Origin of the sequence: Aeromonas sp. MR19 (assembly GCF_963899305.1) — a bacterium.
Lineage (GTDB): Bacteria > Pseudomonadota > Gammaproteobacteria > Enterobacterales > Aeromonadaceae > Aeromonas > Aeromonas bestiarum.
Map to the genome: position 1 here is coordinate 13394 of NZ_CAWQWZ010000002.1, position 23041 is coordinate 36434.

General features: G+C 60.6%; 22 protein-coding genes. 20 read left to right on the forward strand and 2 right to left on the reverse strand.

Features of this window, described 5'->3' with window-relative positions:
• The first annotated feature begins 684 nt into the window (after nt 1-684).
• From AACQ95_RS00965 to AACQ95_RS00975, 3 genes are all read left to right on the forward strand, one after another.
• Nucleotides 685-2592, forward strand: coding sequence for a PTS fructose transporter subunit EIIC (locus AACQ95_RS00965; RefSeq protein ID WP_241280279.1), 1908 nt, complete (start codon nt 685-687; stop codon nt 2590-2592).
• A 214-nt stretch (nt 2593-2806) separates the two neighbouring features.
• Nucleotides 2807-3094, forward strand: a complete 288-nt coding sequence (locus AACQ95_RS00970) for a hypothetical protein (protein ID WP_241280281.1) — start codon at nt 2807-2809, stop codon at nt 3092-3094.
• A 39-nt stretch (nt 3095-3133) separates the two neighbouring features.
• On the forward strand, nt 3134-3913 hold the full coding sequence (locus tag AACQ95_RS00975) for a hypothetical protein (protein WP_240485574.1): 780 nt from the start codon (nt 3134-3136) through the stop codon (nt 3911-3913).
• 27 nt (nt 3914-3940) lie between these two features.
• On the opposite strand, the gene AACQ95_RS00980 is transcribed toward AACQ95_RS00975, so the two are convergent.
• Nucleotides 3941-5143: a MalY/PatB family protein gene (locus tag AACQ95_RS00980; RefSeq protein WP_241280283.1), complete on the reverse strand. Its 1203-nt coding sequence runs from the start codon at nt 5141-5143 to the stop codon at nt 3941-3943.
• Between the two features lie 82 nt (nt 5144-5225).
• Complete coding sequence (gene malX, locus AACQ95_RS00985; protein ID WP_241280284.1) at nt 5226-6797, reverse strand: maltose/glucose-specific PTS transporter subunit IIBC; 1572 nt, start codon at nt 6795-6797, stop codon at nt 5226-5228.
• 35 nt (nt 6798-6832) lie between these two features.
• Between malX and AACQ95_RS00990 the strand changes: the two genes are divergently transcribed.
• The 17 genes from AACQ95_RS00990 to AACQ95_RS01070 all read left to right on the forward strand — a co-directional run bounded on the left by AACQ95_RS00990 (nt 6833) and on the right by AACQ95_RS01070 (nt 22979).
• Nucleotides 6833-7009 (forward strand): hypothetical protein, encoded by a 177-nt coding sequence (locus AACQ95_RS00990; protein WP_241280285.1) that lies wholly within the window; start codon nt 6833-6835, stop codon nt 7007-7009.
• A gap of 104 nt (nt 7010-7113) precedes the next feature.
• Nucleotides 7114-8151 carry a Mal regulon transcriptional regulator MalI gene (locus AACQ95_RS00995; RefSeq protein ID WP_241280377.1) on the forward strand — a complete coding sequence of 346 codons (1038 nt, stop codon included), beginning with the start codon at nt 7114-7116 and terminating at the stop codon, nt 8149-8151.
• Nucleotides 8152-8306: 155 nt separating this feature from the next.
• A complete protein-coding gene (locus tag AACQ95_RS01000; protein ID WP_041217726.1) occupies nt 8307-8570 on the forward strand; it encodes a hypothetical protein in 264 nt (87 codons plus the stop codon).
• 63 nt (nt 8571-8633) lie between these two features.
• The gene (locus AACQ95_RS01005) at nt 8634-9092 is read left to right on the forward strand and encodes a GNAT family N-acetyltransferase (RefSeq protein ID WP_241280286.1); all 459 of its coding nucleotides are present in this window, start codon (nt 8634-8636) and stop codon (nt 9090-9092) included.
• A gap of 135 nt (nt 9093-9227) precedes the next feature.
• The gene (locus tag AACQ95_RS01010; protein ID WP_241280287.1) at nt 9228-9686 is read left to right on the forward strand and encodes a GNAT family N-acetyltransferase; all 459 of its coding nucleotides are present in this window, start codon (nt 9228-9230) and stop codon (nt 9684-9686) included.
• 206 nt (nt 9687-9892) lie between these two features.
• On the forward strand, nt 9893-10192 hold the full coding sequence (locus AACQ95_RS01015) for a hypothetical protein (protein ID WP_241280289.1): 300 nt from the start codon (nt 9893-9895) through the stop codon (nt 10190-10192).
• Nucleotides 10193-10203: 11 nt separating this feature from the next.
• The gene (locus AACQ95_RS01020; protein WP_241280291.1) at nt 10204-10980 is read left to right on the forward strand and encodes a phosphotransferase; all 777 of its coding nucleotides are present in this window, start codon (nt 10204-10206) and stop codon (nt 10978-10980) included.
• A gap of 466 nt (nt 10981-11446) precedes the next feature.
• Complete coding sequence (locus tag AACQ95_RS01025) at nt 11447-13351, forward strand: fructose-specific PTS transporter subunit EIIC (RefSeq protein WP_241280293.1); 1905 nt, start codon at nt 11447-11449, stop codon at nt 13349-13351.
• 465 nt (nt 13352-13816) lie between these two features.
• Nucleotides 13817-15223 (forward strand): hexose-6-phosphate:phosphate antiporter, encoded by a 1407-nt coding sequence (uhpT, locus tag AACQ95_RS01030; protein ID WP_241280294.1) that lies wholly within the window; start codon nt 13817-13819, stop codon nt 15221-15223.
• Between the two features lie 214 nt (nt 15224-15437).
• Nucleotides 15438-15743, forward strand: coding sequence for a PTS fructose transporter subunit IIB (locus AACQ95_RS01035; RefSeq protein ID WP_241280296.1), 306 nt, complete (start codon nt 15438-15440; stop codon nt 15741-15743).
• Nucleotides 15744-16511 (forward strand): PTS sugar transporter subunit IIA, encoded by a 768-nt coding sequence (locus tag AACQ95_RS01040; protein WP_043134731.1) that lies wholly within the window; start codon nt 15744-15746, stop codon nt 16509-16511.
• Nucleotides 16512-16648: 137 nt separating this feature from the next.
• Nucleotides 16649-17593, forward strand: coding sequence for a pseudouridine synthase (locus AACQ95_RS01045; RefSeq protein WP_445290525.1), 945 nt, complete (start codon nt 16649-16651; stop codon nt 17591-17593).
• Nucleotides 17593-18072, forward strand: a complete 480-nt coding sequence (locus AACQ95_RS01050) for an NUDIX hydrolase (protein ID WP_172955383.1) — start codon at nt 17593-17595, stop codon at nt 18070-18072. Before AACQ95_RS01045 ends, AACQ95_RS01050 begins: the two co-directional genes overlap by 1 nt.
• Nucleotides 18073-18229: 157 nt before the next feature.
• Nucleotides 18230-19336, forward strand: coding sequence for a tRNA 2-thiouridine(34) synthase MnmA (mnmA, locus tag AACQ95_RS01055; RefSeq protein ID WP_043134726.1), 1107 nt, complete (start codon nt 18230-18232; stop codon nt 19334-19336).
• 174 nt (nt 19337-19510) lie between these two features.
• A complete protein-coding gene (hflD, locus tag AACQ95_RS01060) occupies nt 19511-20122 on the forward strand; it encodes a high frequency lysogenization protein HflD (RefSeq protein WP_241280300.1) in 612 nt (203 codons plus the stop codon).
• Nucleotides 20123-20312: 190 nt separating this feature from the next.
• Nucleotides 20313-21683, forward strand: a complete 1371-nt coding sequence (gene purB, locus AACQ95_RS01065; protein WP_241280302.1) for an adenylosuccinate lyase — start codon at nt 20313-20315, stop codon at nt 21681-21683.
• Nucleotides 21684-21848: 165 nt separating this feature from the next.
• On the forward strand, nt 21849-22979 hold the full coding sequence (locus AACQ95_RS01070; RefSeq protein WP_241280304.1) for a ribosomal protein uL16 3-hydroxylase: 1131 nt from the start codon (nt 21849-21851) through the stop codon (nt 22977-22979).
• Nucleotides 22980-23041: the final 62 nt, after the last annotated feature.

The window sequence follows — 23041 nt, forward strand, 5'->3', positions numbered from 1 at the left end:
TCCTTACATCATAGGGTTACACACTGGCTGACGGCACTGTTGGCCAACCTGCTCCCTGATTGGACACCGATCCCGCCTGGATTGTCCAACTAAATAAACGATTGATTATGCAAAAGCTAATCTAAAAAGCAGCTAAAAGCCTCTTATGAAACCACGTTAAATCATCCGAAGCCGGCGTGATGAAATCATAAATTTCCTTTTATTATCAGCAAATTGAAATCAATTACACCGACTTTCACACCGCCATCATCGAGGGCTGCTGGTTATGCACATTTTTTTCACGCGGCTCGGCCAGGCCGGCCTATCTCCCCTTGCTGATGCGCACTTTGGCTCCCGGGCCGCACTTTTGCCAAGCGGCTCACATTTCAAGAGATGGCAAGGGCGCACAAATCTCCATCCATGCTTGCCGGTTCAGGGGGCTAATGTCCCGCCTTCTCTTTATTCTCATTTAGCTTCCAAACCCAACCATATGTTTTTAAACAGCTTTAATCAAACATTGGCCAATACCATGGCATAAACAAAAATGCGAACCGGCTCACAGGGTGAGGGGACTGACACAAAAATCCAGTAAAGGGCACATATATCCGATTTCGGTGACATGGCTTGGGAGAAACAATAGGCAGGTCAATCGTTTGCTCCATTCGTTACTCATATCACCAGGGCTCGCAGAGCCAGGAGACACCTATGCTCACCACCTTGATAGATGAAGGACTGATCTGCCTCGACATAGCGGCCAACGACAAGCAGGGACTGTTTGTCGAACTGGCCGCCCAGCTCAAAGCCTGCGGCAAGATAGGCAATCAGGATCAGTTCGTGCGCGACCTCTGGGCACGGGAAAACCTCGACAACACGGGTTTTGAACAGGGGGTTGCCCTGCCCCACGCCAAGAGCGAGACCGTGCTGCAGCCCGCCATCGTCATCGGTATCAGCCGCCAGGGGATCGACTACGGCGCCGAAGATGGACTGCCCTCCAAACTGTTCTTCATGATTGCCTCCCCGGCAGGCGGCGCCAACCACCATATCGAGGTGCTGGCCGAGCTCTCCACCAAGCTGCTGGAACCCGGCTTTATCCCCCGGATGCAGGCGGCCACCAGCAAGGCCGAAGTGCTCAAGCTGCTGGCAGCCACGGCGCCTGTCGGCCTAGCCGGCAAGCAGCCGGTGCGCGCCGAGGCAGCAGCTCAACCGAAAGCCAGTGCACCTGAACCCCAGGATCGCAGCATCAAGGCCCAGCTCAATACCCTCAAGCAACACCTGCTGTTTGGCACCTCCCACATGATCCCCTTCATAGTGGCAGGGGGCGTCTTGCTGTCGCTCTCCGTGATGATGAGCGGCAAGGGCGCCGTGCCCGAGGCGGGCGTGCTCAAGGACATGGCCGACATGGGGATAGCAGGGCTCACCCTGTTTACCGCCGTGCTCGGCGGCTATATCGCCTACTCAATGGCGGACAAACCGGGGCTGGCGCCCGGCATGATCGGCTCCTGGATAGCGGTGCAGCAGTTTCACACAGGTTTTCTCGGCGCCATCCTGGTGGGCTTTATCGCCGGGCTTATCGTCAATCAGCTCAAGCGAATAAAACTCCCGGATTCCATGAGTTCGCTCGGCTCCATCTTCATCTATCCGCTGATCGGCACCTTCCTGGTGTGCGGTATCGTCATGTGGGTGATAGGGGCGCCCATCGCCGCCATGATGGAGGGGATGAACCACTGGCTCTCCAGCATGGCGGGCTCCGGCAAGGTAATGCTGGGCGCCATCCTGGGTGGCATGACCGCCTTTGACATGGGCGGCCCGGTCAACAAGGTGGCGACCCTGTTCGCCCAGACCCAGGTCAACACCCAGCCCTGGCTGATGGGCGGGGTCGGCATCGCCATCTGCGTGCCACCGCTCGGCATGGCGCTGGCAACTTTGCTCTCACCACGTCGCTACAAGAAGGAAGAGCGTGAAGCGGGCAAGGCGGCCGCCATCATGGGCATGATCGGCATCAGCGAGGGGGCCATTCCCTTTGCCGCCGCCGATCCGGTGCGCGTCATTCCGGCAATCGTCGCGGGTGGGATCGTCGGCAACATCACCGGCTTCATGATGCACAGCATCAACCATGCCCCCTGGGGCGGCTGGATAGTGCTGCCTGTGGTGGAAGGCAAGATGGGTTATATCCTGGGAACCGTACTCGGCGCCCTGACCACGGCCCTTATCGTCAACCTGCTGAAAAAGCCGGTGACCGAGGATGAGACAGTGACGGCCGACGATAACGGCTATCAGATCATCGAAGCGGAAGGGGAAGCGGACGTGCTCGCCATCACCGCCTGCCCGTCCGGCGTGGCCCACACCTTCCTCGCCGCCAAGAGCCTGCAAAAGGCAGCTGCCAAGGCCGGGATCAAGCTGAAAGTGGAGACCCAAGGCGCCAACGGCATCATCAACCGCATCAGCGCCAAGGACGTAGCCAACGCTCGCTGTGTCATCCTGGCCCACGATGTGGCCATCAAGAACCGGGAGCGCTTCGCCAATATCGAGGTCATCGATGTGAAGACCAGGGAGGCCATCCACAACCCGGAAGGGCTGCTGGCCCGCACTCTGACGGGCAGCAAGGTAGCCTGACGAGGGCGTTTGATCCGATGTGCAACAGGAGGGGCCGAGGGCCCCTCCGTTTATTTCAACACCAGCTAAAGAGAGCAGAGCCAATCCGCCAGCCGTACCGGCCACCCAGGCGGGGATAACACACTCAGCCCACGGAAATATAAGATAGGAGCCATATTGTGCCTTCGCCTGCCAGCCGGCCTTGCGACCGCACATGGACGGAGCCTTGCACAACATGGAATTGACGGACGTACTGCTCACCCTGGCGGGTCTGGTGACCGCCGGCATCATCCTCAAGAACCGCTCTGTCACTCAGCCCGACTGGGACAAATTGCCCACCCTGCCTGAGTACCTCAACCTGCATCCCGAATGCGCCACCGAGGATGACGAGAACGCCAGCTGCTACGCCTGCGGTTCCCACAAGGTACTGTTCAGCCCGCTGACTGGCGCCGGGGATTACCGTCTGCGTCACACCTGTCTTGCCTGCGGCAAGGTACTGTTTCGCAGCCGCGCCATTCTCTGACAGATTCATATATCAACTAGATGAATGAAGGGCCGCCCAGTGAGTGACCAAACAGCCGCCGCCCGTTGGCGCTGGCTTCGCCAACATATAAAAAGATTGCGCAATTCTGAGCTGGAACCCGAAGAAAAGGAGACGACTTGGCGCTTTGCGGGATTGGTCGTGGCGGCCATTCCTGCCCTGACAGCAGCGACCTACCTCTTGGGTATGGCCTATCACTATGGCTATACCCTGGCGTTTGGGCTCGACTATGCCGAGTTTTCTCCGCCGGCAGATTATCTTCTGGCCTTTGGCCTCCTCTCTACTCTCAATATGCTTAAACCCTGGATGTGGCCTGTATTGGGTAGCATATTCACAATTTTTTCAGTGGCCATCGCCCTTATCATCTGCCCCCGCTGGCGAATTCATCTCACATGGCTGTGGCAAAGCTCAATGTTCTATCGTTGGCTGATCAAAAGAGCGAAAAAAATTGGGCGCTACCCAGCACCCTTTCTTTTCCGAACACTTGTCCGGCTAGGAAACAACTACAACAAGTTCGCCTTCCTGTTTTTAGCAGTGCTGTTGCCTATTTGGCTAGCTCTGGCCTTTTTCCTTCGAGGTGCCTCAGAAGCACAAAGCCAAATCACCCGCCTCGAACAAGGCAAGTGGCCGCAGACTGAGGCCCATAGTCAATCTCCCCTGCTGGGGGATGAGCCCCATATTCGCATCGCGTGCAACGCTTCCCACTGCGCCTATCGCCTCAAGGGGGGCGATACCCTGATCCTGCGCTTCGATCAGATAGAGCAGACCCGTTACAAACCTGAAAAGGCGGCCTCGAAATAACAACCGCCGCCCGAGGGCGGCGGTTCTCTATCCGGCAAGCAGCTCCTGCAGCGCCCCAATCAGGGCATCGAGGCCTTTATCTACTTTCGAGCGAGGGCAGCCGACATTAAGGCGGATATAGCCTTTGCCTTCGGGGCCGTAGGTATCGCCGCGCATGATGGCGACCCGGTATTTCTCCACCAGCAAGACTTGCAGCGCATCCATCCGCTCGGTGGAGTCGATGCCAAGGCCGCGCAGATCAATCCAGGCCAGATAGGTCCCCTCGGGCACCCGATAGTCGATGGCGGGGAAGGCGGCGTTGAGCCGCGCCGCCACCTGGGCGAGGTTGCCGTGCAGATAAGCTTTCAGGGCGTCGAGCCAGGCGCCGCCGTCCCGATAGGCGCTGATATGGGCCAGCACCCCGAGAATGGGTGGCGATGACAGGCCATGGGCCGCCTTGAGCCGCTGCAGATAGGCGGCCCGCGCATCCGCGTTGGCGATAAAGGCGTAGGCACCGCCAAGGGCCGGGATATTGAAGGATTTCGAGCCCGAGCTGACCAGTGCCCAGCCATCATCCACCGCCACCTCACTCCAGGGCAGGTAGGGGGCGAAGCTTATATCCATATGGATGTCGTCCGAGATCACCTTGACCCCGTGGCGTTGGCAGATGGCGGCCATCCGGCTCAATTCATCCCGCGTCCAGACCCGGCCTGTGGGGTTGTGGGGGCTGCACAGCAGCAGGATGCGGCAATCGGGGCGAGCAGCTTGTTGCTCGAAGCAAGCCCAGTCGATCTGGTAACTCCCCTGCGCCTTTATTAGCGGGCATGGCAACAGCCCCCTGCCATTGGCAGCCAGCATATTGCCGAAGGCGTCGTAGGCGGGGGTATGCACCAGCACCCCCTCGCCGGGGGCCGACCAGAGGCTCACCAGCTGGGCGATCACATAGATGACAGAAGGGCCGTAGACCAGAGTCTCGGGGTCGAGCTTGGCCCCGTAGCGGCGGGCAAACCAGTCGCTGACCGCCCCCTTGAAGTCGCCGTGATTCCAGCGGCTGTAGCCAAAGACCCCGTGCTCGAGGCGTGTTGCCAGGGTCTGGCGAATGCAGGGGGCTGTCTCGAAATCCATGTCGGAGATGGTAAAGGGGAGCAGGTCGGCGTGGCCGAAGCGGTCGGCCACATAGTCCCACTGGGTACAGTAGGTGCCGTGGCGATCGACCCGGCGGTCAAAATCAAACAATTCTGTGTTGGGCATCTCTTTTTCTCTCGCCAGCAAAAGCACGGATGAACAAGGGGGCATGGCGCCCCCGTAGGATCAAGGCAACAGGCGGGCCGGATCAGGCCCCCATCAGGCTCTGCAGCTGGTTTTTCACCAGATGCACCTGAGGGCCTATCACCACCTGCAGGTTGTGCTCGTCGAGCTTGATCACCCCGATGGCGCCGTTCGCCTTCAATACCTTGTCATCGACCCGGCTCATGTCCTGCACCGACATCCGCAGGCGGGTGATGCAGTTGTCCAGCGCCAGTATGTTGTCGGCACCGCCCAAGGCGTTAAGGATCACCTCACCGTTGTAACCGCTGTTGCCCGCCTTCTTGCCGACAACTTGGGCGGTCTCGCTCGTCTCAATCTCCCGACCCGGAGTTTTCAGGTTGAAGCGCACTATGGCGAAGCGGAACACGCCGTAGTAAATGGCAAACCAGATGGCCGCCGCCACCGGCACCAGATACCACTTGGTGGCGGTGCCTTGCAGCACGCCGAACACCAGAAAATCGATGAGGTTGCCGTCTGTGTTGCCTATGGTAACGCCGAGCAGCCCCATGGTCATGAAGCCCAGACCGGTCAGGATGGCGTGGATGACATAGAGCACGGGTGCCACGAACAGGAACAGAAACTCAAGCGGCTCAGTGATGCCGCCGATGACGCAGGCCACCACGCCGGAGACCAGCAGCGCCTTGATCTTGCCGCGATTTTCCGGACGGGCACAGTGATACATGGCGAGCGCCGCCCCCGGCAGGCCGCCGAGGAAGGCGGGCATCTTGCCCTGAGAGAGGAAGGAGGTGGCCGACACCGAGAACTGGGTAGTGTCGGCGCAGGATAGCTCGGCATAGAAGATATTGAGAGCGCCGCTTACCTCATTGCCGCACACAAGCGACGTGCCGCCCGCCTCGGTGAAGCGGATGAGCGCCACCAGAATGTGGTGCAGGCCGAGCGGCAGCAGCAGCCGCTCGCCGGTACCAAACAGGAAGGGGCCGAAGGGACCGGCGTGGGAGATAAGCGTACCTATGCCGTTGATGCCGGCCGCAAACCAGGGCCAGACCAGGGGCACCACCAGGCCGACTACTCCCAGCACCAGCGCCGTGATGATGGGCACGAAGCGGGCGCCGCCGAAGAAGGCCAGCGCATCCGGCATCTTGTAGGTGTAAAAACGGGCGTGCAGTTTGGCGACTATCACCCCGACTATGATGGCCCCCAGAATGCCGGTGTCGATGGAGCTGATGCCGAGGATGGATTTTACCCCGTAGGCCTTCTCCTGCGCCCCGTCACCGATGACGTTGGCCACGGTGAGGTAGAAGTTGATGGAGAGGTTGAGCGCCGCATAGCCGACGAAACCGGCAAAGGCGGCCACCCCCTTCTCTTCACGGGCCAGCCCCAGCGGAATGGCGACCGCAAACATCACCGGCAGGTAGATAAAGGCCACCAGCCCCACCTTGGTCATCCAGAGGAAGAGCAGTTGCAGCACCATGTTGTCGAGGAAGGGCATGCTCTGCTTGACCGCATCGCTGGTGAGCGAACTGCCAACACCGAGCAGGATACCGGAGAAAGCCAGCAGGGCGACCGGCAGCATAAAGGTCTTGCCGAGGCTCTGCAGAAACTCCCATATCGTGGATTTGGCGGGGGACTTGGCCATGTGTCTGATCCTTGTGAAGTGAAGGTCGCGTCTCGATGCCGATCTCCCGCACTGCGCTCGGCGAGGGCAAACAGCGGAGAGAGCCTGCATCAGGTTTTTCGGATGATAAAACGTTTTATCAACTCGCAAGTGCCGACAGGATCACAGAATGGCTGGCCCGAATGGCAAGAGGATCAAAATCTGTGAGCCAGATCGGCGCCGCCGTGATGTAACGTTTCACTTGGGTATACGAGGGGGTATGCTGTGGTTCTCCGGTCTCTTTGCCCATGGCTGCAGCACTCGCCCTATGTCGTCACAACCCATGCCGTCCAAACCTATGTCGCCCAAACCGCTTGTACCGAAAAACGCCAAGATCACCGATGTCGCCCAGCTGGCGGGGGTCTCGGTCACTACCGTCTCCATGGTATTGCGCGGCAAGGGACGCATCTCGCCGGCCACCGCCGAGCGGGTGCAGCAGGCGATCAAACAGCTCGATTACGTGCCCAACAGCGCCGCCGCCAACCTGCGCAGCCAGCAGTCCAACCTGGTGGGCCTGATCCTGCGGGACATCACGGATCCCTTCTATACCGAGGTCACGGCAGGGGTGAGCGAGGTGCTGGAGCAGCAGGGCTATCTGCTGTTTCTGACCCAGTGCGGCCACAGCCCGGAGCGGTTGCAGCAGAGCATACAGTCGCTGTCGCGGCAGGGGGTGGCAGGCATCATCTTCAATCCGGTGCGCGGCGCGGCGGCCAAAACCCTGGAGACCCTGCTGGGCTCACAGCTGCCGGTGGTGTGTGCCGCCCGCTCCTACTACCGCGATGACGTGGACTTTATCGGCCCCGACAACACCCATGCCGCCCAGCAGGCCACCACCTATCTCATCGAGCAGGGCCACCGCCATATCGCCTACGTCGGCGGGCGGGCCGATTCCCTCACCCGCGCCGAGCGCATCGGCGGCTACTGCGCCAGCCTGCTGCAATACGGCCTCCCCTTCAAACCCGAGTGGGTGCTCGAGTGCGAACGCACCCAGCGCAGCGCAGCCGACACAATCGCCCAGTTGCTGCACCAGCACCCCAAGGTGACCGCAGTGCTCTGCCACTACCCGGAGGTGGCCCTTGGCGCCATCTACGGCGTCGAGGCGAGCGGGCGCAGCGTAGGCAAGGACAACTACGTCGGCCAGCAAGTTGCCCTGCTCGGCTTTGACGATGTGGCGGAAGCCGAGCTCACCTCCCCCGCCCTCACCTTCGTCAGCTCACCGGCCCGCGAAATTGGCCGCCAGGCCGCCCAGCGGCTGCTGACCCGGATGCAGCAACCGGAACTTGCCCCCAAGCGCCATATCATCACCCCCAATCTGCAAAAACGAGAGTCGGCCTGAGGCGCCCTGTTGCGGCGCCAGGCAAGCGACAGTTGTGGTCAAGCAGAAAAGCGCGAGCGCCAAAACGTGAGCCTGCTCACTGCGTTGGCAAGGAGAGATTGAGAGCCAAGTGGAGAGGAATATGATGGGCGCCCACTCTCTTCACGAGCCCCTTTATGAGCAACCCGCACGACCAGAACCCGCCGAGTGAAATCCATCGCTGTGACAAATGCCGGGAGCGCACCCGCCATATCGTGGTGCTGGTCGCCCGCGATCACACTCAGGACATCATGCCCAAGGATCCGCGCAAAGCCTTCTGGCAAGCCTTTACTTCCAGCAGCATCACCAACTGGGCGTTTGGCGAAACGCTGGCTTACCAGACCACCCATGTAAAGCACCTGATCTGCGAGCGCTGCGGGGAGAAGTTTCTGGAGTATTGAGGCCCAGAGGACGGCGCGCCCCGGATAATCACTAACACAGAGCAAGATAAAAGCGAGATAAAGATGACGTTTGTCGAGATGGACCCCGGTCAACTGCCGCTGGCGCTGCTGCTGGAGGCGGATCCCGCTGAGCAGCGCATTGCCGCCTATCTGCCCGGATCCTGGGGCTTTGCCGCCCTGGCGGGCAACAATGGCAACGAGGTAGTGGGAGCCTGCGTGGCCGGTCTGGTGGGGGAGCAAACGGCCGAAATCTTCAATATCGCCGTTGCCCCCAACCGCCAGCAGCAAGGCATCGGCTCCGGCCTGCTGCGCTTCGTACTGACGAGCCTGGCCGAGAAAGGGGTATGCCGCGTCGAGCTCGGTACCGGCAGCTTCGGCCACCAGCTCACCTACTACCAACGCCACGGCTTTCGCGTCGATACCGTCGTAAAAAATCACTTCCTTATCCACTACCCGGAACCCTTGATGGAGCACGGCATCCAGCACAAGGATATGCTGCGACTCTACCTTGAACTGGGCTAGGCTATCCCTACCCTCAGCAGCCTGTAGCGCCCTGGGGATAAATGGTGGGGGGATCAATTCAGCGTCGCCACATCTCATCGAAAGCAACGAGAGCCATATCGATCGCCATGACACTGGTAAAGGGATGAATGCAGGATGCAGACAAGAAAAGCCAGCCCAGATGAACTGAATGCCATCTTCTGGATGGGCTTTGATGCTTGGGGCGAAGGACTGTCACCGACTGAATATCTGGCGAGCTGCCACGCCAGTCAAAAATACCGCTCCGGTGTGTGGTATGTCCTTATTGTGGACAATCAGCCTGTCTCTTCCCTTATCGTCTATCGGGACCGATTTGGCCTTGGCCAGGGCTGTTTTGGCATAGGTTCACTGGCAACGACACCTGCGATGAGGGGGCAAGGATTTGGCACCCATCTGCTACGTGGGGTGACAGGCATGCTGCTGGGTAGTCCCGATGCCGTCGCCACCTTCCTCCATGCAGATATCGACCATCACTTCTACGAGAGGCTGGGGTATAGGCGCATTCCGGGGGGTGATTGCATGTATTTCTCTCATAGGCGGCCACGCTATGTCGGCGAACCGCCAACCTACTTTTAATCCACTCTCAGCGTCATCACCTCTACTTTCCAGCCTCCAGATATCTGTTCCAGAAAAGAGCGGTTAAATATCCGCGAGGTCAATCTGGACACTCTTGTCTGGCAGCCAGGCGGCTTTAACCAAAAACGACCCAGCATGAGATTGACTTTGCCATTCAAACACTTGCCCAAGAGCCCTCATGGGTGGTCGAAGGGATATTTGGTGCCTTGGCCGAACAGCTGCTTGATACCGCCGATACCTTGCTATTTCTGGATCTCGACTGGTCTGTATGCCGTGATTCACTGATATCGCGCGGCTCGGAAAACACCAAGCAACGGGATGCAATGGCAGCCGAAGATAACTTTCACAAACTGCTGGTGTGGGCATCGGAATATGGGCAGCGAGCCAGCAAAAGCTCCCGCCAATTCCATCGCGAGCTATTTGAACGATGCCAAAGTGATAAGCGCCATTTCACGACTCGCGCAGAGGTAAATAGCTATCTCACTCAACTGGCCATTCATAGCTAACGGGGGACTGGATGACGCAACACGAGCTGGCAAAGATGGGGAGTGCCTCCGTAAATATCCAGATGCTGGATGGCACTCCTTGCATCAGAAAAAGCGGAGCATCACCGGTCGAGCGCCATTTTTACCAACGCGCAGCTCCCCATTTGCGCGGGGTCAACACCCCGGCTCTGCTCAGAGTCGAGGGGGAGGCCCTGTTCCTTGAGCAGATCCCCAATCCGGTCACCCTCACGCAACTGCACCACAGCGAGCAGACCTTTGTTCAGCTGGCCAGTCTGCACAACAGTCGCTATCAACCCGATTTTGCGCTGAAAGTGCACAGCTGGTCGCTCGCCGATACCGACGCGGCGCTCTCTGTGCTCTGTCTGCCGGAATCAGCCAGTGAGACAATTCACCATATTCAGCAGCTTGGCCACGAGCTGTTTGCGGAGCCTTGTCTCATCTCGGGGGATAGCAATGAGGGTAACTGGGGCACCCGCGACAATGGTGAGCTGGTGTTGTTTGACTGGGAGCGATTTGGTTATGGCAGCCCGGCCATCGATCTGGCTCCGTTGGTGCCACAGGTGGGTTCACTGGCGGAGTATGAAGCCATCATTGAACACTACCTGCGCCACAGTTCGCTTCTCTCTGGCGACCGGTTGCTGCGCCATCTCATCATGGCGAAGTGCTGGCTGATTATTGAGGTCACCAATCTGCTGACCAGAAGAGAGAAACCGCAAGCGCAGCGCTATCTGGACTGGTATCGGCAACGGGTTCCGCACTGGCTCGATTCGGTCGCGCATATGATATAACCGCCTCGCAAAGTGAGCTTTCGCTCCCCTCTCCTGCCAAACCCATTTCTCCAGTTTTTCCTCCCGTGATCTCTTCTCATCTTCCCCAATCACTGCCATTTGTGTGCGTTGGTTCACATACCACCACAGTTTTTCACCTCACAAATTTATAGAAAGAAATAACCTCTCGCTCGAGCAAACACTCGGAGAACAGCCAGAGCACCTCATCACAGAAAAGAATAAAAGCATGATTTATAAAAAAAATAAAATAACAGGCGATTCAATCCATCCCCATCCCTCTTGTCTCCCCGCTTTGCGATCGGGGTCACACTCGAGGTGATGGCGCACAAAAATCCAGTATTCCGCAGCTTTGTCCGATAGGTGTGCTGCCCTGCGGGCGGGATAATAGTGAGGTCAATTTTGTCTGCATGCCGTGCCAGCACGGGTGGCATGCCAACAGGCTCCATCGAGGAGCGGGGAGAACACCATGATCACCACCCTTATCAACGAGCAGCTGATCGCGCTCGATTTAAAGGCCACCCGCAAGGAAGAGGTCTTCAGCGAGATGGCCCGCTTGCTGGTCGCGCAGGGCAAGGTCAGCGATGAGCAACAGTTCATCAAGGATCTGTGGGCCCGGGAAGCGCTGGACAACACCGGCTTCGAGGAGGGCGTTGCCCTGCCCCACGCCAAGAGCGCAGCGGTGAGCACCCCGGCGGTGGCCATCGGCATCAGCCGTGCCGGCATAGACTACGGCGCCGAGGATGGCAAGCCATCCAAATTGTTCTTCATGATTGCCTCCCCGGCCGGTGGCGCCAACCACCATATCGAGGTGCTGGCCGAGCTCTCCGCCAAGCTTATCGAAGAAGGTTTCATTGCCAAACTGCTGGCCGCCAAGACCCCGGCCGCCGCGCTGGCCCTGCTGCTCGAGAAGAAAGAAGAGCAAGCCGCCCCTGTTGCCGACAAAGGCTTCATCATAGGTGTCACCGGCTGCCCGGCCGGTATCGCCCACACCTATCTGGCGGCGGAGTCCCTTGAGCGCGCTGCCAAGGAGCTGGGCTTTGAGGTGAAGGTGGAGACCAACGGCTCCATCGGCGTCAAGAACAGCCCGACCGCGGCCGAGATCGCCCGCGCCAGCGCCATAGTCGTGGCCTGTGACAAACAGGTGGACATGGCCCGCTTCAACGGCAAGCCGCTCATCAAGACAGGCGTCAAGGCCCCCATCAAGGATGGCAAGGGGCTGATTGAGCAGGCGTTAAAGGCCCCCGCCTATGTGGCGGACAAGGATGAGCGCAAGAGCGAAGAGAAGAGCTCAGGCGGCAGCTCGGATCTCTACCGCTACCTGATGAACGGCGTTTCTCACATGATCCCGTTCGTGGTGACCGGCGGTCTCTTGATTGCGCTGGCGCTGGCCATCGGCGGCAACCCGACCCCGAGCGGCATGCAGATCCCGGAAGGGAGCATGTGGAACCAGATACTCAACGTGGGCGTGGCCGCCTTCACCCTGATGATCCCCATTCTAGCGGGCTACATCGCCTACGCCATCGGTGATCGCCCGGCCCTGGCCCCGGGCTTTATCGGCGGCTGGATCGCCAACAACGGCAGCTTCTACGGCGCCGACGCCGGTACCGGCTTTATCGGTGCCATCATAGCGGGCCTGCTGGTCGGTTATCTGGTGCGCTGGATCGCCACCCGTCACTACCACAAGATGGTGCAGCCGCTGGTGCCTATCCTGATCGCGCCCATCGTCGGATCGCTGTTTATCGCCGCCGTCTTCATCTTCATCATAGGTGCGCCCATCGCCGACATGATGACGGGTCTGAACGCCATGCTGCTCTCCATGAGCGGCGGCAGCCTGGTGCTGCTGGGCATAGTGCTGGGGGGTATGGCTGGCTTTGATATGGGCGGCCCGGTCAACAAGGTGGCCTTCCTGTTCTCAGTGGGCATGATAGCCTCCGGCCAGACCCAGTTCATGGGTGCCATGGCCTGCGCCATCCCTGCCGCGCCGCTCGGCATGTCGCTGGCAACCGTGCTCGGTCGCAAGCTGGGTATCTTCGATGCCTCTGAAATCGAGGCAGGCAAAGCCGCCGGTGCCATGGGTCTGGTGGGGATTTCGGAGGGTGCGATCCCGTTCGCCGCCCGTGATCCGCTCGCCGTCATTCCGGCCAACGTGCTGGGCAGCATGACAGCCGCAGTGATGGCTTTCCTGTTCGGCATCACCAACAGCGTGGCCCACGGTGGCCCCATCGTTGCCCTGCTGGGTGCGGTCAACAAGCCGCTGCTGGCGCTGCTCTGCATGATCTGTGGCGCCATCGTCACCGGCGTGGTGGCGGTTGCCCTGAAAAAACTGCGGGTGAAGAAAACCAACGAGGTGGAACTGGCCAAGGCGGCCTGATCCCCTTCTCGCGCTCATACGACAAGAGGCCACCTGCGGGTGGCCTCTTTCATTGCACCTGATATTGCGCCGGTACGGCCGTTGCTCTGCCGGGCCAGCCCACTTTTTGCTCCCCGCCCCTATTCTCCTGCGCGCCAGATCGCCACCACAACCAGGCCGCCGTGGGCCGCAACCTTGTGATCCCCTTCACGCTTCATGGCCGGATCCCGCCAAACTAGGAAATTTTCCTAATGCCCCTAGGGATGGCTCTCACGCCATTTGCGCCGCGCCTCATTAAAGTCACGCTACCTGATGTAGTTACCCGACCCTCGCAGTGGCGCAGGGAGTGGGCATGGGTTCAATCGACAGGAGAGCGAGGCGCGCAGTCCAACCTCTTGCTGTTGTCCTTTCCGTGGCGCGACCTCTAACACCAACCAAAAAGTGAGGGGCGTGGCGGAAATACCGACTATCTCGCAGAGGATGAATATGTTGGATTTTCTCAAGCAGGTGCGGGTCCCGACCCTGGACTTGCCGGTCGCAGCCCGGCGCAAACTCTGGTTCAAGCCCTTTATGCAATCCTATCTGGTTGTATTTATTGGCTATCTGACCATGTATCTGATCCGCAAGAACTTCAACATTGCGCAGAATGACATGATCCAGGAGTACGGTCTCTCCATGACCGAGCTCGGCATGATTGGCCTTGGCTTCTCCATCACCTACGGGGTGGGCAAGACCGTCGTCTCCTACTACGCCGATGGCAAGAACACCAAGCAGTTCCTGCCGCTGATGCTGATCCTCTCCGCCCTGTGCATGCTGGGCTTCAGTGCCAGCATGGGCGGCACGGGTTTCAGCCTCTACTTCATGATCTTCTTCTATGCGCTGAGCGGCTTCTTCCAGAGCTGCGGCGGCTCCTGCAGCTACTCCACCATCACCAAGTGGACCCCCCGCAACAAGCGCGGCACCTATCTCGGCATGTGGAACCTCTCCCACAACGTGGGCGGGGCCGGTGCGGCCGGGGTGGCGCTGTTCGGTGCCAACTACCTGTTCGATGGCAACGTGCTCGGCATGTTCATTTTCCCGTCCCTCATCGCCCTGGTGGTCGGTTTTGTCGGCCTGCGTTTTGGCAGCGATTCACCGGAAGCCTATGGCCTGGGCAAGGTGGAAGAGCTGTTTGACGAGGTGGCCAGCGAAGAGGATATCGCCACCGAAGAGCAGAAGCTGAGCAAGGGCCAGATCTTCGTCAAGTACGTGCTGATGAACAAGGTGATCTGGCTGCTCTGCTTTGCCAACATCTTCCTCTACGTGGTGCGCATCGGCATCGACCAGTGGTCCACCGTGTACGCTCACCAGGAGCTGGGCTTCTCCAAGGAGATCGCCATCCAGGGCTTCACCTTCTTCGAAGTGGGCGCCCTGGTCGGCACCCTGATGTGGGGCTACCTCTCTGATCTGGCGAACGGCCGTCGCGGTCTGGTGGCTTGCGTGGCACTGGCGCTGATCATCGCGACCCTGGGTCTCTACCAGCATGCCACCACCCAGTTCATGTTCCTGGGTTCCCTGTTCACCCTGGGCTTCCTGGTGTTTGGTCCGCAACTGCTGATCGGCGTGGCCGCCGTAGGCTTCGTACCCAAGCAGGGCATAAGCGTGGCCGATGGCGTCAAGGGCACCTTCGCCTATCTCATAGGTGACAGCTTCGCCAAGCTGGGTCTGGGCATGATCGCCGATGGCACCCCCATCTTCGGTCTGACCGGCTGGGCCGGCACCTTCGCGGCGCTGGACATGGCAGCCGCCGCCTGTCTGGTGCTGATGGCCTGCGTGGCCGTGGCCGAGGAGCGCAAGATCCGCCGAATCAAACGGGAATTGAAAGCCGCCACTTTGGCTACCCAATCCGTCTGAATCCGCGTTAACTGAATGCAACCGGCTCCGCCTTCTGGCGGGGCCGGTTTTTTATTGTCGCTCCCATCGTCAGCAGATGAATCCAGGCCCTTGCCATCCCCTGTGCACGCAGGCACCACTGGGCTGCCAAGATCCCATTTTTGCCACGCAGCTTTGGCAAAATCCGCCCCTTGGCGCTATCTTGTTGGCCCACCTCTCTTTGCTTCGAGAACCGATGAAGATCCTCGCCGTCACCGCCTGCCCCACCGGCATAGCCCACACCTACATGGCCGCCGAGGCGCTGCAAAAAGCCGCCGACAAGCTGGGGCTGAAGATCAAGGTTGAAACCCAGGGCGCCATGGGACTGGAGAACATTCTCACCGCGCGGGACATCGCCTGCGCCGATCTGGTGCTGATCGCCTCCGACATCGAGATTGAGCAGAAGGATCGCTTCCTCGGCTGCCGGGTTCGCCAGGTATCGCTGGAATCCGTGCTGCTGGACGCCAACGCCGTGCTCAAAACCGCCACCGTCGACGCCTGAATGCTCACCCGCGAGCTCACCTTCTTCTGCCAGCTGGGATTGACCATCACCCAGGCCAAGCAGCTGAGCCGGCTGGCCGGACTGTTCAAGTCCCATATCCAGTTCATCAACGTCAGCCGCCGCCAGACGGTGGAGGCGACCAACCAGCTCTCCCTGCTCACCCTGGCCACCCAGCCCGGCGATCTCTGTCTGCTGCTCATCGAAGGACTGGATGCCGAGCTGGCCCACATGGCCTTTACCTGCTGGTGCGTGGAGCTGGGCCAGCCCCTTGGCCGCCCCGCCACCGCCTCCCAGGCTGAGCAGCGCCTTGGCCTCGCCCAGCCCGACTACTGTTTTTCCCTCGCCCAGCTGGGGCACGCGACGGCATCGCTGGACAAATCCCTGGCCCTGAGGGTGCTGGTCGATCTCTTGCCCGCCGAGCTGGTGCGCGACAGGCCCATGCTTGAGCAGGCCATCGCCACGCGCGAGCAGATCGCCGCCACCATCATCCGGCCCGGCCTCGCCATGCCCCACGTGATCTGCCCTGCCATTCGCCAGCCCGCCCTCTCGCTACTCAGTTGCGCCGAGCCCATCGAGTGGGGATCGGCGCTAGGCCCGGTGCAGACCATCATATTGCTGGCGATCCCGGCCGGGCTCGCCCCCGAGCAGTTGCGCCCCCTCACCCGGCTGGCCCGCGCCATGATGGACGAGGTGGTCAGCACGGCGCTGCTGCACGCAGGCTCGGCCCCCGCCCGTCAGGCCATCGTCATCGAAGGACTGCTGAGCTGAGATGCACTGAATCGGGTGCAATTCACCCCGTTCATTGCCCTCAGGGCGTTGGCCTGCCGGGTGAGCGCATCCCCATGCCCCATCCACTCGGCCCCCTGTGATACACTGCGCCATCCCCTGTTTTTGGTATGCATGCGATGAAATCTGCCCGCCCCCGTCTCTCCCTCCAAGGCCGCACGACCGCCTCCGGCCGCACCGCACAGGATGACGCCAACCGGCCCGGTCTTGCCCGCTCGCGGGCCGGCACCCGGCACGCACACGAGGCTGAACAGGCCGGGCAGAAACCGCAGGTGGACCCCGCCGATCGCAAGTTGCTGCTGCTGAACAAGCCCTACATGGTGCTGTGCCAGTTCACCGACGAGGCGGAGCGGGAGACCCTCAAGGATTACATCAAGGAGCCCGGCATCTATGCCGCGGGCCGGCTGGACAGAGACAGCGAGGGGCTCTTGCTGCTCACCAACGACGGCAAGCTGCAGGCGCGCCTCACCCAGCCGGGGGAGAAGACCCCCAAGACCTATTGGGTGCAGGTGGAAGGGATTCCGAGCGAGGAGGCGCTGGCCGCCCTGCGCGCCGGAGTCGAGCTCAACGACGGCATGACCCTGCCCGCCGGGGCACGCATCATGGATGAGCCCGATGTGTGGCCGCGCACTCCGCCCATTCGCGAGCGCAAGGAGATCCCCACCCGCTGGCTCGAGATCAAAATCATCGAGGGGCGCAACCGTCAGGTGCGACGCATGACGGCCCATATCGGCCACCCCACCCTGCGCCTGATCCGCTACGCCATCGGCGACTGGAACTTGGGTAACTGGCAAGAAGACGGGCTGGCCCCCGGGCAGAGCCTCAGCCTGCCCGCCCCCGAGCTGGCGCCAGCCCAGCGCCAGCGCAAACCCTCATCACCCCGCTCGGGTGGCAGCGCAGCCAAACCGGCAGGCGAGGCGCCACGGCGGGCAAACCAACCGAGACGGGATCAACGGCCCCGCAGCACCGCATCGACCACTAGCCCGACCGGCGGCAAGCCCCGCAGCAGCGGTCGCGGCACGGCCCGCCGTCCTGCCCGTCACACCACAGACAAGGAGTCATGATGATCAAGCACCCGCCGATGGAAGAGAGAATGCAAGCCAGATTGACGGTTGCCGCCCTGGTGCACTGGCAGGGCCGCTTCTTGCTGGTGGAGGAGGAGATCAAGGGCCAGCGCCGCTTCAACCAACCCGCCGGCCATGTGGAACCGGGCGAAAACCTGATTGAAGCGGCCTGCCGCGAGCTGAAAGAGGAGACGGGTCTGACCGCCGCCCCCAGCGCCTGGCTCGGCACCTATCTGTTCAAACCGGCCGACAGCGAGGCCACCTTTGTGCGCACCGCCGTCATCTTCGACCTTGAAAAGGCGCCGGGTCAGCACCATCCAGAGGATCCCGACGGCGACGTGCTGGCTTGCCACTGGCTCACCCTGGAGGAGATAGCCGAGTGCAAACCGGCGCTGCGCAGCCCGCTGGTGTGGCAGTGCATCCAGGATTATCTGGGGGGCACCCGCTTGCCTCTGTCGGCCCTCAAGGCCTTTATTTGAGGCCATTTGACGCTCTTTTTTGGCCTCAATGGCCAGCAGCAGAAAAACGATTTCCTGCCGCTGCGCGCCCGATGGGAGCCAGGGCATGGATATGTGACCGGGGGCGCGAAATTCTGGTAGAATACGCCCCGTTTAAACGAACTGGTAACTTCGACTAATGACAGACAACAGCCAAATCAAGGTGATCGTCGGCATGTCCGGCGGCGTGGATTCTTCCGTCTCGGCCTACCTGCTGCAGCAGCAGGGTTATCAGGTCGAAGGCTTGTTCATGAAGAACTGGGAAGAAGACGACACGGACGAGTACTGCTCTGCCTCCCAGGATTTGGCTGATGCCAAGGCCGTCTGCGACAAGCTGGGTATGAAGCTGCATACCATCAATTTCGCCGCCGAGTACTGGGACAATGTGTTCGAGCACTTCCTCGAAGAGTACAAGGCAGGCCGTACGCCGAACCCGGATATCCTGTGCAACAAGGAGATCAAGTTCAAGGCGTTCCTCGAATTTGCCGCCGAAGAGCTGGGCGCCACCTACATAGCCACCGGCCACTACGTGCGCCGTGACGACAGCACGGGCCACCCGCGCCTGCTGCGCGGTCTGGATAGCAACAAGGATCAGAGCTACTTCCTCTACACCCTGAGCGAGAAGCAAGTGGGTCAGAGCCTGTTCCCGGTCGGGGATCTGGAGAAGCCGGAGGTGCGCCGCATCGCCGAGCAGCTGGATCTCATCACCGCCAAGAAGAAAGACTCCACCGGTATCTGCTTTATCGGTGAGCGCAAATTCAAGGACTTCCTGGCCAAGTTCCTGCCCGCCCAGCCCGGCCCCATCGAAACCGTGGACGGCAAGGTGATCGGCGAGCACCAGGGGCTGATGTATCACACCCTGGGTCAGCGCAAGGGGCTCGGCATCGGTGGTCGCAAAGACGCCACCGAAGAGGCCTGGTACGTGGTCGACAAAGAGGTCGAGCGCAACGTGCTGGTGGTGGCGCAGGGCGAGCATCCCCGCCTCTACTCCGATGGCCTGATCGCCAGCCAATTGCACTGGGTGGATCGCACCCCAATCCGCGCCCCGCGCCGCTGCACCGTCAAGACCCGCTATCGCCAGCAGGATATTCCCTGCCTCATTCAGCCGATCGACGATGAAACCATCAGGGTCATCTTCGACGAGAAGCAGGCCGCGGTGACCCCGGGCCAGTCCGCCGTCTTCTATGACGGGGAAGTGTGCCTGGGCGGCGGCATCATAGAACAGCGTTTCAGCCACCCGGTATAAATGAACAACGAGGGCCGCAACGCGCGGCCCTTTGCAGACCGCATTCGGCCAGCGGGCTTGAATGTGTTTTGAATAATTAACAGAAGGCCGCGAACGTGAGCGACAAATTCCAGGGCCGGATCATGGCCTGCGGCGGCATCAGCCGGTGAACGAACAAGACAGGGCCGTGAACATATGACTGACAAATTCCAAGACAGAACCATGGCCTTTGCCGGCATCTGCCAGGCAGCCTATCTGGTACAGAAAGTGGCCCGCGACGGCAGTTGCGACGAGGCCTCGCTGCGCGAGAGCCTGCAAAGCGTGCTGGTGACCGACCCCAAGCAGCCGCTGGAGGTGTTCGGCAACCACCTGGCCATTCGTGATGGCTATCGCGCCCTGGTCGAACAGCTGGGCGCCGACGGCAGCCAGAAGAACGCCGAGCTGACCCGCTACGTGGTCAGCCTGATCGCGCTGGAGCGCAAGCTGGCCAAGCGCAAGGACATACTCAACATGCTGGGGGAGCGGATCGGTCAGATCGGCCGCCAGCAACAGCATTTCGATCTGCTCGACGAGCAGATCCTGGCCAACATGGCGAGCATCTACAGCGATCTTATCAGCCCGATTGGCCCCAGGATCCAGGTGGCGGGCACTCCGCTGTTCCTGCAGCAGCCACTGGTACAGCACAAGGTGCGCGCCCTGCTGCTGGCGGGCATACGTGCCTGCGTGCTGTGGCGCCAGCTCGGCGGCAGCCGCACCCAGATCATCTTCGCTCGCAAGAAGATGGTGGAATTGGCCAAACGTTTTTAAGAATCGGCTCGGGCTCCGTCGTGAGAGGCCGGAAGCAAGGTGAAGCGCAGCGCAGGTACCGGAGTTTATGTCGATAAATAAGAACTCTCGGTTACCAACAAGCGAGCAGCACATGAGCCTTGATAACGGCCTCGCAACAGGCGCGCGAGTTGATGAGAATCCCCCACACCAAACATCAGGAGTTCACCCCATGGAGCTGTCCGCGCTGACTGCTGTTTCCCCGATTGACGGTCGTTATGGCGACAAGGCCGATGCCCTGCGCCCTATCTTCTCCGAATTCGGCCTGCTGCGTTTTCGCGTCGAAGTTGAGGTGCGCTGGTTGCAGAAACTGGCCAGCCACGCCGGGATCCCGGAAGTCCCTGCCCTGAGCGCGGCCGCCAACGCCCTGCTCGACGGCATAGTCCTCAACTTCAACGAGAGTGACGCCGCCCGCATCAAACAGATAGAGCGCACCACCAACCATGATGTGAAAGCGGTGGAGTACTTCCTCAAAGAGAAAGTCGAAGTGAACCCCGAGCTGGCCGCCGTCAGCGAGTTCATCCACTTCGCCTGCACCTCGGAAGACATCAACAACAACTCCCACGGTCTGATGCTGAAAACCGCCCGTGACGAGGTCATCAAGCCTTACTGCGAGAAGCTCATCAGCGAGCTCAAGCGTCTGGCCCACGAGTACCGTGACATGCCGCTGCTGTCGCGCACCCACGGCCAGCCGGCGACCCCGAGCACCATGGGCAAGGAGATGGCCAACGTCGCCTATCGCCTGGAGCGCCAGTTCAAGCAGATCATGGCGGTGGAGATCCTCGGCAAGATCAACGGTGCGGTCGGCAACTACAACGCCCACGTCAGCGCCTATCCGGAAGTGGACTGGCACCAGTTCTCCGAGGAGTTCGTCACTTCGCTCGGCCTGAACTGGAACCCCTACACCACCCAGATCGAGCCGCACGACTACATCGCCGAGCTGTTCGACGCCATGGCCCGCTTCAACACCATCCTCATCGACTTCGATCGGGACGTGTGGGGCTATATCTCGCTGGGTCACTTCAAGCAGCGCACTGTGGCGGGCGAAATCGGCTCCTCCACCATGCCGCACAAGGTCAACCCCATCGACTTCGAGAATTCCGAAGGCAACCTGGGTCTGGCCAACGCCGTGTTCCAGCACCTGGCCTCCAAGCTGCCCATCTCCCGCTGGCAGCGTGATCTCACCGATTCGACCGTGCTGCGCAACCTGGGTGTGGCGGTCGGTTACTCCTTGATTGCCTATCAGGCGACCCTCAAGGGCATCTCCAAGCTGGAAGCCAATGCCGGTGCCATGGCCGCCGATCTGGATGCCAACTGGGAAGTGCTGGCCGAGCCGATCCAGACAGTCATGCGCCGCTACGGCATCGAGAAGCCCTACGAGAAGCTCAAAGAGCTGACCCGTGGCCGCCGCGTCGATGCCGAAGGCATGCATACCTTCATCGACACCCTCGAACTGCCGGAAGCGGTCAAGGTCGAGCTGAAGAAACTGACCCCGGCCAACTATATCGGTCAGGCTCAGCGTCTGGTTGATCTGCTGAAATAAGCGGATAAATGACGTTACCGGGGCCCTGTGCATGATCTGCAACAGGGCCCCGGTTATTTAATGTGACACCCTATACACAGTCTGCAAGAGGGCTTGCCCGAGGCCGGCAGCCGCCTCTGGCAAGACCTCTCTTGACCTTTGTCGAACCCTTTGACGAGAAGACCTATGTACGAACTCAATCTGGATATCGCTCACTTCCTCGAGCATTACTGGCAGAAGCGCCCGCTCCTTATCAAGGGCGGCTTCAAGAATTTTCAGGATCCCATCAGCCCGGACGAGCTGGCGGGTCTGGCCATGGAAGAGGTTATCGAATCCCGTCTGGTGACCCGCTTCGACAGCAAGTGGGAAGCGGCCCACGGCCCCTTCGAATCTTACGATCACCTGGGGGAGGAGAACTGGACCATACTGGTGCAGGCCTGCAACCACTGGGCCCCGGAGGTCAACGAGCTGGCACTGCCGTTCCAGTTCATTCCGGGCTGGCGCTTTGACGATGTGATGGTGAGCTTCTCCACCCCCCATGCGGGTGTCGGTCCCCACATCGACAACTACGATGTGTTCATCACCCAGGGCCTGGGCAAGCGTCACTGGCGCGTCGGCGATGCCAAGCCTCTCAACGAGTTTGCCGCCCACGCCGCGCTGCTGCACTGCGAACCGTTCGAGGCGATCATCGACGTCATCATGGAGCCGGGCGACATCCTCTACATTCCGCCTGGATTCCCCCACGAAGGCTACGCCATCGAGCCTTCCATGAACTTCTCCGTGGGCTTCCGGGCGCCGGATGCCAAGGCGCTCATCTCCTCCTTTGCCGATCACCTGATCGACAACGAGGTGCGCACCGAGCGTTACGGCGATGGGGATCTCAAGCCCCGCACCCGCCACGGCGAGATCCTGCCCCATGAGATGCACCGTCTGCGCGAGCTGATGCAGCAGGCCCTCGATGACGAGACTCTGTTCAAGGAGTGGTTCGGCACCATGATCTCCGAGGCCAAGCACGACCTGGACGTCAATCCGGTCGAGCCTGACTACAGTGCCGAGGAAGTGGCCGACCTGCTGACCCAGGGCGAGCCCGCCATCAAGGTGCCTGGCCTGCGAACCGTCTGGTTCAGCGGCGACAGTCAGCAGTGCTATATCGACGGCGAAGCCTGGACCCTGGCAAGCGAAGATGCAGCCGCCATCTCCCTGCTGTGTGACAAGGACATCATCACTCAGGCCGACATGGTTACGCTTACCGATCAGGCCGGTTTCCTGCAACTGCTGACCCGTCTGGTCAACCGTGGTTACTGGTTCTTCAGCTGATTTGGCTGACTGACAGAAACGACAAAGGCGCCTTGATGGCGCCTTTTTTGTTACCCCGCGGC